Source organism: Paenibacillus sp. 3LSP (genome assembly GCF_032465655.1).
GTDB lineage: Bacteria > Bacillota > Bacilli > Paenibacillales > Paenibacillaceae > Fontibacillus > Fontibacillus barengoltzii.
The window spans coordinates 1-17,170 of sequence record NZ_JAWDJI010000117.1; the positions used below are offsets into that span (position 1 = coordinate 1).

Here is a 17,170-nt window from a genome sequence, read left to right on the forward strand (position 1 = left end):
AAGTGACCTACAAGACCGCTTGGCTCATGCTGCACAAAATCCGTCATACCCTCGGCGAATGTGAGACGAAGGTTTTGCTCTCTGGAGAAGTCAAAGTGTGCCGCGATCAATATGGGACTGATACCAGACGCTTTCATCCTGCTGATCAACCTTATGCCACTGCGGTTGTTACCGGCTGCACGGTCACGGAGACTGGCGAACCCGAGCGAGTGAAGATTCAACTGATTCCACACAAAAGAGGAGGGGGCGAGCAACAGGCTGACCGGAGCGATCTTGAGGCATTCATCAACAAGTATGTCGATGGACAACACACCTCAACCAAGCGGTGGTTTCCTTTCGCTTATCGGATGTATCTGCCCTTGCGGAGAGTCGTGAGACAAGCAAGAGACTCGATCCGACGCACGTATGTCTCGCTAGGAATAACGCATTTGCAGGCGTATTTGAACGAGTACACCGTCCGCCGTTACCTGCGCATGACTTGTTCCGAGGAAGAGATGCGCCAAAACCTGCTGCAGATGTGCTTGTCCATTCCTGCGATCTCTTACGACCAGTTAGTTACACATCGACAAAAACACCCGTCCATTGCAACAGCGGCTTAATTCACTGCTCCTGCGCTCCCTTACCGCCAGTTAATCTCAAGTCGTGTAATCTCACAGTTGCGGATGCGGCTTAATCGAGGGGTTTCGAGCACTCCATATTTAGTGAGTTGTCCGTATGTATTTATTTAGTCACCCGTATTTATCGAGTTAGCCATATTTTTTGCAATAAACCACTTAATTGCCTTTTTGAAACGTACTGATCAGCTCCTTGCAACTATTTTCATACCTTTATCGCTTTCTTAACTTCTGAGCATTTTCGATCCCCAGTTTTCACTTATTCCATCACTTGATGTAACGGGATAATGGTGTAAAAGGAGTGGGAAGACTACATTAATCCTGCCCGTCATCACACCCTATCCCCTCACACCCCTACACAAGCGTAGACGTGAGTAACGTCAGGGAACGAAAGAGGGCGTATTCAAGTTGCAGAAAAATCAGTGAAATCGGATTTGACACAACAGGCTAAAATGTCAAAAGAAGCAGACCGGTTAACGGCTGCTTCTTTCCAGATCGTTCTTTGTTTTCGCTTTCATCTTCATTTTCGTTTTCAGCCTTGTTTTTGTCTGTCCTATTCCCGCAGCTCCTAGCGGCGCTTGCGACTGTTCTTCATCAGCGTCATTCGCCGGGAATGGCGAAGCCAGGAATAATAAGATTTTAGATCACGTAATTCAATGGTTTCCGACATCCGTCCAAGAAAGGTAACGATGATCATGCGGTGCATCGGGCGTCCGGCAAGGTCGAACTCGCCGGGAATTTCCGCAAATTCGGCCACCATCACAAGATCGTCATCAACTAAATAGACGTCCTCTTCCTTGCGATAATATGGCGTAATGCGTCCCTGCTTTAAACATTCCCAAGCCCATCCGGCAATCTGTTCAAACCCGACATTATCCCGATCAATTCTGTCCTGGTATCGGAGCTTGGCATGGTTCGTTACTACGATATCGGCAACTCTCTTGTCCCCTAGTTGAATATAGAAGGATTCATAGGTTCTCCAGCGTTCCGTTGCCTTGTCTCTCATGCCGCACCTCGCATTTTATAGGTCTTTATGGATAGAAAAGTAGGTCATTTGCCAATAATTAGGACTTTTTAACTAAGCTCTTTTACCTATTATATTACAACAATCCCTAATTTTCTACAAGATTTAAGTATTTTTTGCCAAGAAAAAACGGGTCGATAGAACTATATTTAGCGCAAAAAAATCTGCAAGAGTTAAAACGCAAAAAAGCCGCGCAACGGTTGCTCGCTGCGCGGCTTTTGGCATTCGGAATCGCTTGATCTACTTCAATTAGAGTCCGTAGAAGCGGGTTTTGTCCGGGACGTCCTTGCTGTATTCGGTTTTGATTTCCCCACGGTAAGACCGCTCGATTTTGCGAACATAAGATAACTTACGGATATTGCGCATCGTCTCTTCCGCTCGATCTGCATTCACATACATCACCACGTAATGCATGCGGCGGGATAGATAATGCACGCTTCCGTATTTTTCTAAGTTCCTAGCCGCTTTCAAGTCACTCACCCATATGATATATCCTGTACGCTCCGGAAACATGACTTTCCCCTCCCGTGGCTTAACTACCTGGAAATTCCGGTAACAATGATCCGGAATGATCGGCTGCTTACTCGCTTAGCCGCAACCGCAGCTTCCACCAGCGCCGCATCCGCCTTTTGGATTCGGATCATTGCTCGGCACCTTGATCGTATCGGAAACGGCATGTGCTATCATTTCCGACATCTGGTGAAGGATATCGTCGAGCTCGTTCTCAGCAGCTTTAAACTTCCGAACTGCCTCGAAACGCTCTAACTCTCGCTCCACCTCGGCCACTTTCTCCTTGGCTTCGTGATAATTTGGATGGTAATGTCCGAAGCGTTCGGTTTCCCGGAACAGCTCCTTCTGAGCTTCCAGCTTCTTGACCCATGCCTGAATTTCGCTATCTTCTTCCACGCGCTTTTTCCAATACAAATATTCGGATACAGCGGCGGATTGGTTTATCATATCGCCCAATTCATAGGCGTTGATCAGCACTTCGGCCATGTCGACCGTATTCTTCGCGACTACGCTCATGAATTTTCATCTCGCTTTTGCGGTTAATGTTCCACCCAATAGGTAGACGTCACTATCATACCACAATCCTTTAGTGAGCAGAAGAGGTTCATCCTTCCTTGACTCTCATTTGCGTATGCCTGCTGGGAGAATTAGGCGAATCGCTTGCCAATCTCGGGGAGACAGCTGCACTTCCTTCTCTGAGATGTCCTTCTCCTGAGCCGCTGATGACGGAACCTGCCGCACTCTGACAAGCCAATCCGATTCGCCCTCCACGATGGCCAGCGGCACGCAAACCACGGTATCTCCGCCGATCTGCAGCATGAGCTTGGCAGACCAGGCCAAAGCTCGTTCGATCAGTTCACGAGCGGTCGAAGCGTGATAACGCCGTAATTCCTTCCACCACATGACAGGGATCTCCGATAAACCCGGGAACAGCACGTCTACATCTGGCGGGCGGGTTTCCTGCTCATAAAAGTGCAGATCTGCTCCTTTATAAATCCAACCTTGCCCCTTCTGCACGATCTGCTCCTTGTCATTTGACCGGGTGACCTCCATTTCCGTAAGCTTCGGAGGCACCGGATCATCAGGGACAGAAGTGCCCCGTTGAGCCGGGGCCAAGCGCTCACTATCCAGAATCTTAATCACTTCTGCTTCGCTGTCCGTCGTTACAAGAAAATGAAGCGGACCAATTCGCTCCAGCTTGCCGGCCAGCGATGTCAAGTCGGCAATACGATCCGCAGCTTCCGAATCTGCACAGCTGAGCAGCTTCACTTCGGTAAGCGTCGTGCGGCCAATTTCCCGCCCCCATTGGAGCAAGCTGTCTCGAACAGGCGCCGGTACTCCGGCGGAATGCTCCTCCAGCAACTGCAAGATCTCCTGCGGCGTACGCCCTAACCGACTGGCCTGCTCCAGACCTGCACGCGTCAGACGATAGACGCTCATCATGCCGGACGAAGCCAGTTCCGCGCAAAACTCCAGCTCAAACCGGACCGTAAACGGCACGTCCGGCGGAACCAACAACTCAAAATCCGGCTGCACGATGATCTTCCCCTTCACCGAGGGGGAGGACTGAGGTGAAGGGGGAACCTCAGGCGAAGAAGTCTCCCGGTCAATCAGCCAACGGAACATCCGGCCGTCCTCTGGATGGCGGCCAAGCTCCATCCAGCCGAAGCCGCATAACGCTTCAAGCCAACCCTCGGTCCAAGCGGCGCGCTCCGGCGACAGGTCGCCTCCCCCCGCTCCCAGCAGCCCCTGATCTTGGAGCGAACCAAGCAGTTCCTCCACCGAATACCAGACGCCGGGTTTCAAATCCGGTGCCGTTAGTCGTAATGCAACATGCTGCAGTCCGACGTCCGCCGGAACATAGCGCTGTAGTATCTCGCGCCATAGAACGAAGTTCATCGCGGGGACGTCCAAGGACAGCCAGGCAGCCATTCCCGGTACATCCGTCCGCCAAACGGCCCTCTCCTTGGCGATCAATCCTAGCGCCAGCAGCAGATCCATGACGACCGCTAACGCCGGAGAATAAACGTCGGGGTGTGGATAGTTAAGCTTCAGACCTGCGATGTCTTCGGCTTTCAGTACGATTCGATCTTCAAGCTTACTGCGTTCCTTCTGATGGATGGTCCCTTTCGCCGTCATCCGCAATCCGTTGCCCGCAATCCAAGTCAAAGCGCGGAATAAATCTAAAGCCAATCCAGATTTGGCCTCTCGTTCAAGTTCCACACGCGCCGGGTCCTGCTCCCGCAGTTCCGTATACCCCCATGTCTTCCACAGGTCTAGCTGACGGTCCAGCGGAATGTAATACAGCTTCTCTCCCCAAGCTTTGCGAACCGCCGCGATCTCCCCGGAGCACAGGAGTGCCGGCAATGCAGCACGAACGTCAGCCCCACTCATGCTGCCAGCCGCGGCGGCATTCGCCTGCTCCAGCCGAAACGGCTGTCCTGCGTAACGCCGAAACAGAAGTCGGAGCGCCTCGATCTCCACTTCGTTTAAATGACCTCGAACCGGCTCATCTACCAAAGAACCTTCGTACGCCGGCATTTCTGACCGACCGCTCATGCTTCGATCCCCTCCTGCTCACGCCGCACGGCATACTCATACCCTTGCTCCAACAAAAACAACTGCCTCCGGAGCGCAAATTCTTGTTCACGAGTATTCTCCGACACGAGAGTATAAAAGTAAGCTCTACCCCCGTCTCGCTTCGGCCGCAGAATTCGACCGAGGCGCTGCGCCTCCTCTTGACGCGAACCAAAGCTGCCGGAGATTTGAATCGCCACCGACGCATCCGGCAAATCCACCGCAAAATTAGCTACTTTAGATACGGCCAGGACCGGAATTTCCCCTTCGCGGAATGCCTGAAACAATCGGCTTCGTTCCGCCTGAGGCGTACTTCCGGTTATGAGCGGAACATGGAGTTCTGCGGCGATGCTTTGCAGCTGATCTAAATATTGACCGATAATAAGCACCTGACGATCTCGATGCCGGTCCAGCAAGCGCCGCACGATCTCGTTCTTATACGGGTTCTCCGCGGCGATTCGAAACTTCTCCCGCCCTTCTGCGCGGGCGTATTGATTCTGTTGCGGTTCGGGCATCGCTACCCGGATCTCCTGACAATCGACCTGGGCAATAAAACCGCTCTCTTCCAGCGTTCTCCACGGGATATCATACTGTTTGGGTCCGATCAAGGAGAAGACATCCCGCTCGCAACCGTCCTCACGAACTAGGGTGGCGGTCAGCCCCAACCGACGGGTCGCCTGAATATCGGCGGTTGCACGGAAAATCGGTGCCGGAAGGAGATGAACTTCATCGTAAATAATCAGTCCCCAATCCCGCTCTTGGAACAAGGACATATGCTTGAAGTCGTCTTCTTTTCGAGCTCGATGAGTCAAGATTTGATAGGTTGAAACCGTCACCGGCTTGACTTGCTTTTTCTCTCCCGAATACTCTCCAACCGCTTCCGGCGGTAAAGTCGTTTTCGAAGTAATTTCGGCGATCCATTGACGTACCGAGGTTACATTGGAGGTTAAAATCAGTGTCTCACACTGGAACCGTTCCATGGCAGCTAGGCCTACTACGGTCTTCCCTGCCCCACAAGGAAGTACGACGACCCCGCTACCGCCTTCGCCTGCTTTACCGGCAAATGCAGCGACTGCTTCCTGTTGGTACGGTCTAAGTCGAAACGGCCTTCCTCCTTCCAGTTCCTCTCGAAGCGCAAACTTCAGATTGCGGCCTTGGTGATAGCCCGCTTCATCCACGACAGGATAACCCAGCCGGGCAAGCTCCCGTTTTAAACTGCCGCGCGAAGCCGCCGAAAGAAGCAGATGATGCTTGTCCACCAAATTCCAGGTCCCTGCAGGTAAATCCAGTTGTCGGGATAAACGCTCCAGAAACTCTTCTTCCGCTCCAACATACTCCAGTTCCAATCGCTCCGCTTCATCTGGAACCGGGCGCAGCTTCAACTGTCCGAACCTTCCCATCCAGTTACGAATGTCCTCGGCTGCGCCGCTCGGCAGTCCATATCGGGCCATGGCCCTAAGCTCTTGCAGCACTCGGTCTGCGTCGATCCCGCAGGAAGCCGCATGCCACAAAGTGAGCGGAGTGATTCGATATGTATGATAATAAGCCGGGCTCTTCACCAACTCGGCATAATGGGACAACTGTTCCCGCGCCGTTTCGAAGCCGGGATGCTCCTTCTCCAGCAGCACCGTCAAATCTCGCTGAACGATACATGCTCCCGTTTCTATCATCGGTTATGCCCTCCTTTAGATCAGCCTCTTGCAACCAGCAAAAAGAGAAGTCCGCCGCCAAGGCTGCGAACCTCTCCCGCTTGCTACCTCTTTCGTCATTAATGGACCTGCTCCGAGATTTCAGACAGAGCCTCCCCGGCGTTGTCGGCAAAAATATTACGCACCGCCAAATCGCCAAGCGATACGATCCCGATCAAACGGTCCCCTTCGCATACCGGGAGCCGGCGGATTTGCTGCTCGGCCATCAGTTCTGCGGCCTCGTCTACCGACATCTCTTGGGTAGCGGTCTTGATCCCTTTGGTCATCACTTCGGTAACCGCCGTCGAGCCGGGACGCTTCTCGGCGATTCCACGGATCACCAAATCCCGGTCTGTGATGACGCCAATCAGCTTATCTCCGCCTTCCACTACCGGAATGAAGCCCGTGTCGTTCTCTTTCATTTTCACCGCTACTTCATATACATTATCCTGCGGCGACACAGTAACGACGTTCTTCGTCATAATCTCGCTGACTTTTCTCAACATAAATCCCTCCTTTGGACATAGGGTTCCAAAGTGGGAAGCCGATTATGCGCGGTCGTTCTGATAGGATTCCGCCATCGCCGCCAGCAGCCCCGCCGCATGCAGCATCGCATCTTCGTCAATATCGAATTTGGGATGATGATGCGGATACATCGCGCCTTTGCCGGGATTGCCCGCCCCAACAAACATGAAGCAGCCTGGGACTTGCTGCAAATAATAGGCAAAATCCTCCGCCGGCATGATCTTCGGCGACAACTCAGCCCGCAGTCCGAACACCTCCGGAGCTACTTTCCGAAAACGCTCGTATTCCCCTTCATCGTTCACTAAACTTGGGTACCCCATCATATAGTTGATCTGCGCCTTTGCGCCGTAAGCTTCCGCCGTGTTCTGGGCTAACGCATGAATCCGTTCGCGGATGAGCTCCCGCGTCTCCTCACGGAAGCAGCGGACCGTACCGGACAATCTGCAGCGGTCGGCGATGATATTCTGCGCCGTCCCGCCTTGGATCGAGCCGATCGTCACCACGGCTGGGTCCAGCGGATCCACCGAGCGGCTCACCACGCTTTGCAGCTGCAGCACAAGGGCCGAAGCGGCCACCACGCTGTCTACCGTTTTATGCGGCATGCCGCCATGCCCGCCGCGCCCCTGCACATCGATGAAGAACTCGTCGGTCGAAGCCATCAGCGGCCCCGGCGCACTCGCTACCGTGCCGACTGGAATCGGTGTCCACAGGTGTACCCCGTAAATGACGTCCACCCCGTCCAGCGCACCTTCCTCGATCATCGACTTGGCCCCTCCCGGGCATACCTCTTCGGCCGGCTGGAAGATTAGGCGGATCTCCCCGCGCAGCTTCGCTTTTGTGCGGCTGTAATATTCCGCGAGTGCCAGCAGCGTAGCGGTGTGGCCGTCATGACCGCAGGCGTGCATCACGCCGGGGTGCTGAGAAGCATACTCGCATGTTTTTTCGTCCTGGATCGGCAGTGCGTCCATATCCGCCCGAAGCGCCACCGTTTTGCCAGGAAGCTCTCCCCGGATGCGGGCTACAAGGCCAAACCCGCCGACATTAGTGGTCGTTTCGATCCCCAGCTCCCGTAACTTATCGGCAATCAGCGCCGAGGTCTCCTTTTCCATGAAGGAAAGCTCTGGATAGCGATGAAAATAACGCCGCCGCTCCACCATGGATGGAAACAAATCGCTTAACAGCTTCTCCTCCATCGTCCCACTCCTCTTTCCACGATCTCGTTTAGCTTATTGTAGCAGAAAATGGGTGACTCGTTCAGATTTACATTAAGGAAAGCCGCCGATTTGCGAGGTTTTCCCATGCTTGCACAACCGATGGAAACATAATATCATGGGGATAAGTGTGATAACTTTGATGAAAAAAGTTCACATTTAAATCGAACCGTGAACTTTGGATCAATATTTTGAAGGGGGCACTCTTTACAATGATCGTAGAAAATACCGGATTGGACGGACTGCAAAGCGATTTGGCATACTTAGACGAAGCTGCGGAGAAGGTAGGCTTCATCCGTTGGCAATGGGAATATTACCGCGCTACATACGATTATAAAATCGAATATAATAACAGCGACTATTACCTCCGCATCAATACGCGGGTAGTCGAAGGCAAACTGGAACGTCCAGACACGGTACTGGCCATCGAAGCGGTCTATATGGGGCGGGCCACTTTTCCGCACGGCTTGGAGTATGAATCGGAGATTCCTGCGATGGTCATGAAGACCGCCAATCATAAGTTGACGGAATTAAAGGAACTTCTTGAGGCCTAATCAGTAACGCGATGAAAGAAGGCACAGAGAAACCAAGACGCGGAGCCCCCGATTTCCAATTGCTCATCTTGACCTTGCTGATGGCCGGTTTCGGAATCGTCATGGTGTTCAGCTCCAGCTCCAGCATCACGCTGGTTGATGCCAAATTTGGTTATGACCCGATGTATTTTACGAAACGGCAGATTATATTCGCCATAATCGGGTTAGTCGGCATGTTCGTGACGATGAATATCCCCTACGAGAAATATAAGAAGCTGTTTATCCCTGTGTTCATCCTGGCCATCATTATGCTGCTGCTCGTCCCGTTTATCGGCGGACGCATCAATGGCGCGACGAGTTGGTTCACGATCGGCACGCTCGGGATTCAACCAACGGAGCTGGCTAAAATCACGACGATTTTGTACCTGTCGGCCCTCATTTCCAAGAAAGGCGAGCGGTTCCGGGATCTAAGAACCGGGTATATCCCGGTCATGGTCATCGTTGGCTTTGTCGCCGGCTTGATCATGCTCCAGCCTGACCTTGGCTCTTGTCTCATTCTTGTGGCTACCGCCGGGCTGATTATTTTCGCCGGCGGCGCGAATTTGAAGCACATTCTCGGTTCCATCGGGTTGCTCATCTTAGGTGCCAGCATTGTGCTGGGTGTCGAAGCATTGTGGGACAAGATCAATCCACCCGATCCCACCGTTGCTGCAAGCAGCGATTACCGGATGGGCCGGATCGAAGCCTTCCTCGACCCATGGCATGATACGCAAGGAACCGGCTACAACCTGATTCAATCGCTCACTGCGATTGGCCATGGAGGACTAACCGGTACGGGATTTGGACAAGGCATTCAGAAGCTGCATTATTTGCCGAATGCGTATAACGATTTTATTTTCTCCGTCATTGGCGAAGAATTTGGATTTATCGGTACGTTGATCTTTTTACTGTTTTATATTTATTTCATATGGCGAGGACTGCTCGTGTCGCTGCGCTGCCAAAGCACCTTTGGCACGTTAGTTGGGGTTGGGATCATGGGCTTGATCGCCATCCAAGCGTTCGTGAATATCGGCGGCGTCACCAATACGATTCCGGTGACTGGTGTTACCTTGCCCTTCATCAGCTACGGCGGCTCTTCGTTGCTTGTGATGATGGTCTCGATGGGCATCGTGCTTAGCATTTCGCGGGAATCTTCTCTGCCGATGAAGCAGGAGCGCACGAAATCGGTGATCATTCGCGAACCAACGCCGTTCGAACTGCGCAGAGAAGCCCGGCGCGGCTTATAATTTAAAGCTAATAAAAGAAGACTACGGAGGGATTCTCCGTAGTCTTCTTTATGCTTAAGCATATGCCAGCAATCCGGTCATTCGAGGCCGAAAGCGAAACTCAGGTATGCTGCAGAAGGTCAAGGAAGGGGCGATCAGATTTCATCGTCCTTAAACGCCACGCCCTCGACTTTTACATTCACTTCTACAATTTTAAGTCCTGTCATGCTCTCTACCGCTTCTCGAACATTTTGCTGAAGCATCCGGCAAACTTCGTGGATGGGGGTCTCATATAACACGATAATTCGCAGGTCGATTGCTGCCTCCAATTGACCGACTTCGACCGTGACGCCCTTTTGCACATTTTTGCCGCTTAACCGTTTAGCCCAACCTTCGGACAACCCACCGGACATCGCGGCGATCCCCGGTGTCTCCAGCGCAGCCATTCCGGCGATTTTGGCGACAACATCATCTGAAATCCGAATAAGCCCGTTATCCAACTGCAGTTGTTCGGTCATGGTCATTCCTCCTTCAACCTCATTAATTTCATTGTAAATCGGAAGTCGTATGAAAGCAAATGTAGACCTTTCGTCTAATTTTGAGTAAAATTGTTACGTTCAGTTTTTTGCCAAAAAATGACTAACTCGAGGTGTACCATGAAAAAGTTGATCTCACCTGCTTTGTTGCTGATTTTCTTTGCACTCAGCGCCATTGGTCATTACGCGCATTGGTCAGCAACGCTTGAATTTATCATCTCCGCGATCGCCGTCATCCTTGTGGCGGGCTTTCTCGGCCGGGCAACGGAGAGCGTCGCGCATTACGCAGGTCAACGGCTGGGCGGCTTCCTGAACGCTACCTTCGGGAATGCGGCCGAATTAATTATCGCCATCATGCTGGTCCGCGAAGGGCTGTTCGACATGGTGAAAGCCAGCATCACCGGTTCGATCATCGGGAACCTGCTGCTCGTGCTTGGGCTTAGCTTGTTTGCCGGAGGCATAAAGCACAAGGTGCAAAAATATAACGTCACGTTAGCCGGCATGAACGGCTCTCTGATGATTGTAGCGATCATCGCCTTGTTCGTCCCAGCGATCTTCCTGCAAACCCATGTGCTGCATGAGGAGGATCGTTCCACGCTCAGTTTGGTTGTCGCTGGCGTACTTATTGTCGCCTATATCCTCTGGCTGATCTTCTCCATGATTACGCACAAGAATCATCTGGCAGATATCAGCGAGAAGGACGCAGAAGAGCTTCCGCATGAACATGCCCCCACCTGGTCCAAAGGGAAGTCGATTATATACCTGGTGATTGCTACTGTGATGGTTGCGTTCGTCAGTGAATGGTTGGTACATACGCTGGACACCCTGACCGCCGATTTCGGTCTGAGCGAGTTGTTCGTCGGGGCCTTCGTCGTTGCGATTGTCGGGAATGCCGCCGAGCACAGCGCGGCCATCATGCTGGCGATGAAGAACAAAATCGGGGCAGCTGTAGAAATCGCCGTAGGTTCCAGCTTGCAGATCGCTTTGTTCGTGGCTCCTGTGCTTATCTTCGTCAGCCATCTGTTTGGCAACCCGATGGATATCGTATTTACCGTCATCGAGCTAGCCGCGATTGGCGTCTCGGTGTTTATCGCCAAGTCCATCACGCAAGACGGCCAAACCAACTGGTTTGAAGGGGTGCTGCTGCTGGCAGTGTATATCATTCTCGGCGTCTCGTTTTATCTTGTATAACCTCCAACAACAAAAACAAGCGTATGTCTTCGGCAACTTCCGAAGCATACGCTTGTATTATTTCGCAGCAACAGCAAACGCCTTACTGTTGTCTATTGTTCATGGCTTCATACAGCGAGGCCAAGTTACGTTCCAATCTGCTGAGGATTTGTTTCCCTACCGTTTCTTGAATAAGTCCGACGCGAATCGCGTAATCTACTTGTCTGGAGAATCCATACATCTGGGTATCCAGCACTTCCTCATAGAGAGGGCAATAACGTGTGGCCAAGTTCTCCATCTGTACTTCGATCAGCTTCTCAATTTTATCTGCATCTTCTTTCAGAAGATTAAGTGCCTTCAGGTTTAGTTGCTCCTGCAACTCAGATGAAGTCATGCTTCTTCCCCCCTATGTCCAAAATCGCCTACCATTCATCTCTATTCTTAATATTAGACGAAATCGAGGGTCAATACAAGAACCTGCTTAAATTAACCTATCTATGAAAAACCGCTGAACACCGCTGTTCGCAGGCATTAAAAAACACCCCCAACCTAAGTTGGGAGTGTTTCTCATTGACATTAATCAGCAACAACTTTGACGTCCAACCCGTGTTTGGCAAACACTTCGGTTACGGCTTTCTTCGCTTCTTCCGCATCCGGTCCGTGAACGTGGAGCTCATAGCTCTTCGTATTTACGAGTGTGGTGAAGAGGCCGAGGATACTTTTTACATCAATGTACTTATTGTCCGCTTGGAGCACAATGGAAGACGTGAACTTGCCTGCTGTTTGGGCAATTTCGACTACCGCTTCATTGTTCGTGGCCATAGGATCCCTCCGTCTTTAACATTGGAAATAACATACTTCAATCATACATTGAATCCGCTTTCCTAGCAAGGGGGATTTCGGATTACTTCAGGTTTTCCGGGTTTAACCCCTCCAGCTCAGGCAGCACAAAAATGCCGTCCTTGCGGATCAACACATCGTCAAAATAAATTTCTCCGCCGCCGTAGTCCGGACGCTGGATCAACACAAGATCCCAGTGAATCGAGGAACGGTTGCCGTTGTCGGCCTCCTCGTAAGCTTGACCTGGGGTAAAGTGAAGGCTACCCGCAATTTTCTCGTCGAACAAGATGTCCTTCATCGGATGCAAAATATAAGGGTTAAATCCGATCGCAAACTCCCCGATATATCTTGCCCCTTCGTCCGAATCCAGAATCTCGTTCATCCGTTTCGTGTCGTTGCTTGTAGCTTCAACGATCTTACCGTTCTCAAACCGGAATTTAATATTCTCAAACGTAATTCCGTTATACAGCGTTGCTGTATTGTAGCTGATCGTGCCGTTTACGGAATCGCGAACCGGAGCTGTATACACTTCCCCGTCCGGAATATTTTTCTGACCGGAGCATTTAACCGACGGAATATCTTTAATCGAGAAGGTCAGATCGGTGCCTGGGGCAACAATCCGGACTTTGTCCGTTCGGTTCATCAGATCGGCCAAGGCGTCTTGCGCCCGATCCATTTTGGCATAATCCAGGTTACATACGTCAAAATAGAAATCCTCGAACGCTTCCGTGCTCGTATTGGCCAATTGAGCCATGCTGGCATTCGGATAACGGAGAACCACCCATTTCGTACGTTTTACCCGTTGTTCGCTATGTACTGGGTGGGAATAAAGCGAATTGTACAGCTTCATTTTATCTTCGGGTACGTCGGACAGATCGTTGACGTTAGAACCCGCACGAATGCCGATGTAACAGTCCATCATTTCCATCCGTTTCAAATCGTATTCTGCCCACGTTTTGATGCCGTCTTCCGTAGCGTATTTTAACTGTGCACGTTGCACAGCGCGGTCCGTAATCTCGACGAAAGCGTTCCCGCCCTTCTTACCAACCTCTTCCACGACCGCTTTCAGCAAATCGCGTTCATCGCCAATCATTTCAACCAGGACGTTCTCTCCCGGTTGTACATTAACGGAATAACCAACTAGGTTTTCCGCCAGCTTCTGAATTCTAGGATCTCGCATCTGGCTTCACACTCTCCTCAATATTCGTTGTGGGATTTGGCATTTACAACCCGTGCCGGCCGTCCAAACACCCCGTTGGTTTAACCATTGGTTAATTCTTCTGCTTTATTGTAGCACGATAGGGTCGGAAAGTCAGCCTGACCTAGGAAGTCATTCCCCCTACTGATAACCCCCAAACCGGTTATCGGTTCGCAGCACCTCCCGCTGCGGCACACCTTTTGGGGACAAGTAATTTAGTGTGGTCTCTGAGGTCAGCCTGGAAGGTAATCCCGATTTGCGATCAATCGTCAAATGGTAGACGACGGTCGCTTTCATCTGCTCAAGCATGACAGATAACTGCTTGCTGCCCGTCGTCCAGATCTGCGATAACTCATCCCGCAGCTGCTCTTGCTGTGAAGCCGACACCTGTTCTAACTTCGCCAATCCTGCTTCACGCGTAAGCTCCATTTCCGACAGCAAGCGATCCTTTAGCCGAATGGTGGCCTCGGCCGGATCCATCTCGATTCGAAGTACCTTGGTCCCTCGTGCTGCGCCGCTTTCGGAAGTGATCTTTTTCTTAGCGGCCATTCGGATTTCCTCTAGTTGTTCCAGCGGGTTTAGACGAACCACCCCTTGCAGCAGCACATTGTGGTCATCGGATTGCACCTGCCAGTTCCCGTGCTCTAACCGGAGCTTGGCTTCCCAGCCGTTCGGCTGTGCGAGCCCCGCCGTTTGCAGATGACCTGCTAGGTGACCTCCCCGTTGACTCACAGGTTCGCCTCGGATACTTAATTCTTTATGCTCTTGAAGACGTCCCGTATAACTGAAGCTCTCCTCCAGCCCTTGCCCATTTCCACGCTGCAGGGCGGCTAAGCCGCGAAAGGTCAACGTATCACAGCCCGCCAGTCCGGACCAGGTGAAGTCAAACCACTGCTCCGGCGTTCTCGCTTCGTTGATCCCGCATGACGCCAGGATTACCGTAACTAGCAGGCCGCCGATGACCTTCCCTAACCGATATTTATACGTAGGCCATCTCCATGATATCCCCTTCATACGCAAGCCCCCGCCTGAAAAAATAAACCGGTTCTCCACCGGAGCATTCCTTATGCTAGTTCTAGCAGTATCCTGCCACGGGGACGGTCGCTCTATTCGCAGGTTCGTCCGATGATCCAAAAAAGAACGCTCCCGCCGTCCATAAATCCGGCGTAGAGCGTTCTCTACCAATTACACCATTTACAAGGAAGGGGCGTCTTCTCTGGAGCCGATTTGCGTCTGGTTCCGCCCATTGTTCTTCGCTTTATACAGTGCCATATCCGCCACATAGAACAGTGACTCCACACTAAGCTTCTCATCGTCTTTTCCCCACTCAGCGATCCCGCATGAGACGGTCACCGGCGGATCGGTATCCATCGCGACACGCAACCGGATCGTTTCTGCGATTTCGTAGCTGTTCTCTGCGCTCGCACCGGGCAGGTACACGGCCAACTCTTCGCCCCCCCAACGGGCGGCGATATCGGTCTTGCGGATCGAGTTCTTGACGATGGAGCACACCTGCTTCAGGATTTTGTCCCCAGTTTGGTGCCCAAACGTGTCATTGACCTGCTTAAACTGATCGATATCTACGATGATTAAGGAACCGTTCGCGTCTCTTTTCTGAAATTCCTTAATCGCATCATCAACATAATGGCGGGCATAAAGCCCCGTCAGCATATCCCGATTCGCCATCCGGCGTACCTCCGCATGCAACGACGCGTTGGCAATGGCCAGCCCGATATGGGAGGATAGGACCTGCAGCAGCTTATAATTATCATAGGAGAAGAAGCGTGGCTTGCGGTGAGCCAGCATAATGACCCCGATCACTTCACCCCGGACGAATAAAGGTGCAGTGATCAGCGAGCGGGAGTTCGTCTCCTCCATAAATCTTGAGGTTACCTTCCCGTAGGCTTGGAAGTCCGACAAGATGATCGGTTCCTGCGTGGAATAGACCAGCCCGCTGAATCCATAGGTCATCGAAAAATGCTCTTTCGACAGCCCCGGCACGTTGCAAGACATAATCTCAAACGTTTCTGTATGTTTGTTGACTTGAGAAATGCAGCAATATTCCGCTTGGAAGATCGAGAGAAGCTCTTCGGTTGCAAATTGGAATACTTCCTTGAGCCGCAAACTTTGATTCAGTCGTTTCGTTAGTTCGTTAATCAACCTCAGCTCGTTAATTAGCAAGTTCGACTGTTCATACAGCTTCGCATTTTCAAATGCAGTGCCGGCCGTATCGGCCAACATGCTGATCAGCTGTAAATCCACATCATCGATCTCTTCTCGTTCGATTCGCAAATGGAAAACCCCGTACACCCCTTGTTTTCCGCTGAGAGGTACGGCGATTTCCAAACTGCTCTCGCCATCTCCCGTTGAGTCTATGATGTTCCTAGTTTGTATGCGCCCCTCCATGAATGCCCTCACGAGCAGTTCATCGCCTTGTCCAAGCAATTGAAATGATTTAACTCGAGGATCGAGGCTTAAATGGTCCTGGGACATCAACAACTCCAAACGGGCATTCGGATACATGTTGGACACCCGCTCGAACACCTCGGTCAGCACCGAATCTACGTCGATCTTATCATGAAGCTTCTGCACCATTTGAAACAGCTTGGAACGGCGCTGCTCCTCCCGTTTGGCTTGCTGTTGGATGCGCACCAAATCTGTAATGAACATGCCCTCAAAGCAACGATAAAAACAAGTTTGATACAGTCGAGCTGCCATCTTGGCAAACAAGAGCGCCTCTGATGTGCAGCTCTCACGCATGAGACAGCCAATCATCGCAAACAACTCGCCATGAATGCGCGTATGCACCGGTACTGCCGCATAAACTCCGTCGGCCTTCTGGGCTGCGATAGCTTTGCGTTCGCGCAGGCTCTCCTTGATGACCTCTTCCATTCCGCTAGGCCAGGAACGTTCCAGCAGCTGCCGCGGGTTCAGTGAATCGATTAGCAGCTTCTCGCCGCAGCTGCCGGCAAGGAAGACATCGACCTCGCCGATTTCCGGCATATCGGAAATCTGCTTGCGCCATTCTGCGAAGGCCTGTTTTAATATTGAATCAATATAAGGAAGATCATGGACGGTAATATCTAGCTGCCGCAACCAATCTGTATATTCGTTAAGATCATCAAGACGCGGCAGGCCGGAAACGTTGTTCAGGTTCAGCATCGGCTGACCCAAGGATTGATCGGCCATAAAAAAAGCTCCTTTATATGTTACGTTGGAATTGTAACTCTCGACTGCAATAAATATTAAACGGACAAGCTCTTGCCCTCTGGAGTTCAAGCTTGTCCATCTCCGCCGTATCCGATCTGATGTCTCTATTTTACTACCTTATTTAGGGTTTTGCATTATAAATCCTGCGGTTCCAGGTATTTTTTCGGGACTAAAGCCCTATCGACAAAAATCAGCCCATCTCAACAAAATCACTTCGTGTCAACTCATATAAAAATGTTACCGAAGGATAATGGTTCACTCACGTAATT

General features: G+C 51.5%; 16 protein-coding genes and 1 pseudogene. 4 read left to right on the forward strand and 13 right to left on the reverse strand.

Going from position 1 to position 17,170, the window contains the following annotated elements; all coding sequences use genetic code 11:
* Window positions 1–599, forward strand: a pseudogene (locus RW092_RS09190) (transposase); the annotation flags it as partial.
* 583 nt (window positions 600–1,182) lie between these two features.
* Here the strand turns inward: RW092_RS09190 and RW092_RS09195 are convergent.
* The 7 genes from RW092_RS09195 to RW092_RS09225 all read right to left on the reverse strand — a co-directional run bounded on the left by RW092_RS09195 (window position 1,183) and on the right by RW092_RS09225 (window position 8,131).
* The gene (locus RW092_RS09195) at window positions 1,183–1,620 is read right to left on the reverse strand and encodes a hypothetical protein (RefSeq protein ID WP_016311605.1); all 438 of its coding nucleotides are present in this window, start codon (window positions 1,618–1,620) and stop codon (window positions 1,183–1,185) included.
* Between the two features lie 267 nt (window positions 1,621–1,887).
* Window positions 1,888–2,151 (reverse strand): YlbG family protein, encoded by a 264-nt coding sequence (locus RW092_RS09200; RefSeq protein ID WP_009225236.1) that lies wholly within the window; start codon window positions 2,149–2,151, stop codon window positions 1,888–1,890.
* A gap of 75 nt (window positions 2,152–2,226) precedes the next feature.
* Window positions 2,227–2,664, reverse strand: a complete 438-nt coding sequence (locus RW092_RS09205) for a YlbF/YmcA family competence regulator (RefSeq protein ID WP_016311604.1) — start codon at window positions 2,662–2,664, stop codon at window positions 2,227–2,229.
* 105 nt (window positions 2,665–2,769) lie between these two features.
* The gene (locus tag RW092_RS09210) at window positions 2,770–4,707 is read right to left on the reverse strand and encodes a helicase-associated domain-containing protein (protein WP_316010049.1); all 1,938 of its coding nucleotides are present in this window, start codon (window positions 4,705–4,707) and stop codon (window positions 2,770–2,772) included.
* Entirely contained in the window at window positions 4,704–6,395 is a 1,692-nt protein-coding gene (locus RW092_RS09215) for a DNA repair helicase XPB (protein WP_316010050.1), read from the reverse strand. Before RW092_RS09215 ends, RW092_RS09210 begins: the two co-directional genes overlap by 4 nt.
* 98 nt (window positions 6,396–6,493) lie before the next feature.
* The gene (locus tag RW092_RS09220) at window positions 6,494–6,916 is read right to left on the reverse strand and encodes a CBS domain-containing protein (RefSeq protein WP_028539429.1); all 423 of its coding nucleotides are present in this window, start codon (window positions 6,914–6,916) and stop codon (window positions 6,494–6,496) included.
* A gap of 45 nt (window positions 6,917–6,961) precedes the next feature.
* A complete protein-coding gene (locus RW092_RS09225; protein WP_085278645.1) occupies window positions 6,962–8,131 on the reverse strand; it encodes a M20 family metallopeptidase in 1,170 nt (389 codons plus the stop codon).
* 230 nt (window positions 8,132–8,361) lie between these two features.
* Between RW092_RS09225 and RW092_RS09230 the strand changes: the two genes are divergently transcribed.
* Both RW092_RS09230 and ftsW read left to right on the forward strand, forming a co-directional pair.
* Window positions 8,362–8,703: a YugN family protein gene (locus RW092_RS09230; protein WP_009225230.1), complete on the forward strand. Its 342-nt coding sequence runs from the start codon at window positions 8,362–8,364 to the stop codon at window positions 8,701–8,703.
* Window positions 8,704–8,714: 11 nt separating this feature from the next.
* On the forward strand, window positions 8,715–9,968 hold the full coding sequence (gene ftsW / locus RW092_RS09235; RefSeq protein WP_016311599.1) for a putative lipid II flippase FtsW: 1,254 nt from the start codon (window positions 8,715–8,717) through the stop codon (window positions 9,966–9,968).
* A gap of 134 nt (window positions 9,969–10,102) precedes the next feature.
* Here ftsW and RW092_RS09240 read toward each other — a convergent pair whose 3' ends face one another.
* The gene (locus tag RW092_RS09240) at window positions 10,103–10,465 is read right to left on the reverse strand and encodes an Asp23/Gls24 family envelope stress response protein (protein WP_016311598.1); all 363 of its coding nucleotides are present in this window, start codon (window positions 10,463–10,465) and stop codon (window positions 10,103–10,105) included.
* 138 nt (window positions 10,466–10,603) lie between these two features.
* On the opposite strand from RW092_RS09240, the gene cax reads away from it, so the two are divergent.
* Window positions 10,604–11,674, forward strand: coding sequence for a calcium/proton exchanger (gene cax / locus RW092_RS09245; RefSeq protein WP_016311597.1), 1,071 nt, complete (start codon window positions 10,604–10,606; stop codon window positions 11,672–11,674).
* An 82-nt stretch (window positions 11,675–11,756) separates the two neighbouring features.
* Here cax and RW092_RS09250 read toward each other — a convergent pair whose 3' ends face one another.
* The 5 genes from RW092_RS09250 to RW092_RS09270 all read right to left on the reverse strand — a co-directional run bounded on the left by RW092_RS09250 (window position 11,757) and on the right by RW092_RS09270 (window position 16,880).
* Entirely contained in the window at window positions 11,757–12,047 is a 291-nt protein-coding gene (locus tag RW092_RS09250) for an Fpa/YlaN family protein (protein WP_009225226.1), read from the reverse strand.
* Window positions 12,048–12,229: 182 nt separating this feature from the next.
* Window positions 12,230–12,475, reverse strand: a complete 246-nt coding sequence (locus RW092_RS09255) for an HPr family phosphocarrier protein (RefSeq protein ID WP_009225225.1) — start codon at window positions 12,473–12,475, stop codon at window positions 12,230–12,232.
* A gap of 82 nt (window positions 12,476–12,557) precedes the next feature.
* Window positions 12,558–13,673: an aminopeptidase gene (locus RW092_RS09260; RefSeq protein WP_016311595.1), complete on the reverse strand. Its 1,116-nt coding sequence runs from the start codon at window positions 13,671–13,673 to the stop codon at window positions 12,558–12,560.
* A 159-nt stretch (window positions 13,674–13,832) separates the two neighbouring features.
* Window positions 13,833–14,705, reverse strand: coding sequence for a hypothetical protein (locus RW092_RS09265; RefSeq protein ID WP_316010051.1), 873 nt, complete (start codon window positions 14,703–14,705; stop codon window positions 13,833–13,835).
* A 180-nt stretch (window positions 14,706–14,885) separates the two neighbouring features.
* The gene (locus tag RW092_RS09270; RefSeq protein ID WP_316010052.1) at window positions 14,886–16,880 is read right to left on the reverse strand and encodes a diguanylate cyclase; all 1,995 of its coding nucleotides are present in this window, start codon (window positions 16,878–16,880) and stop codon (window positions 14,886–14,888) included.
* Between the last annotated feature and the right edge of the window lie 290 nt (window positions 16,881–17,170).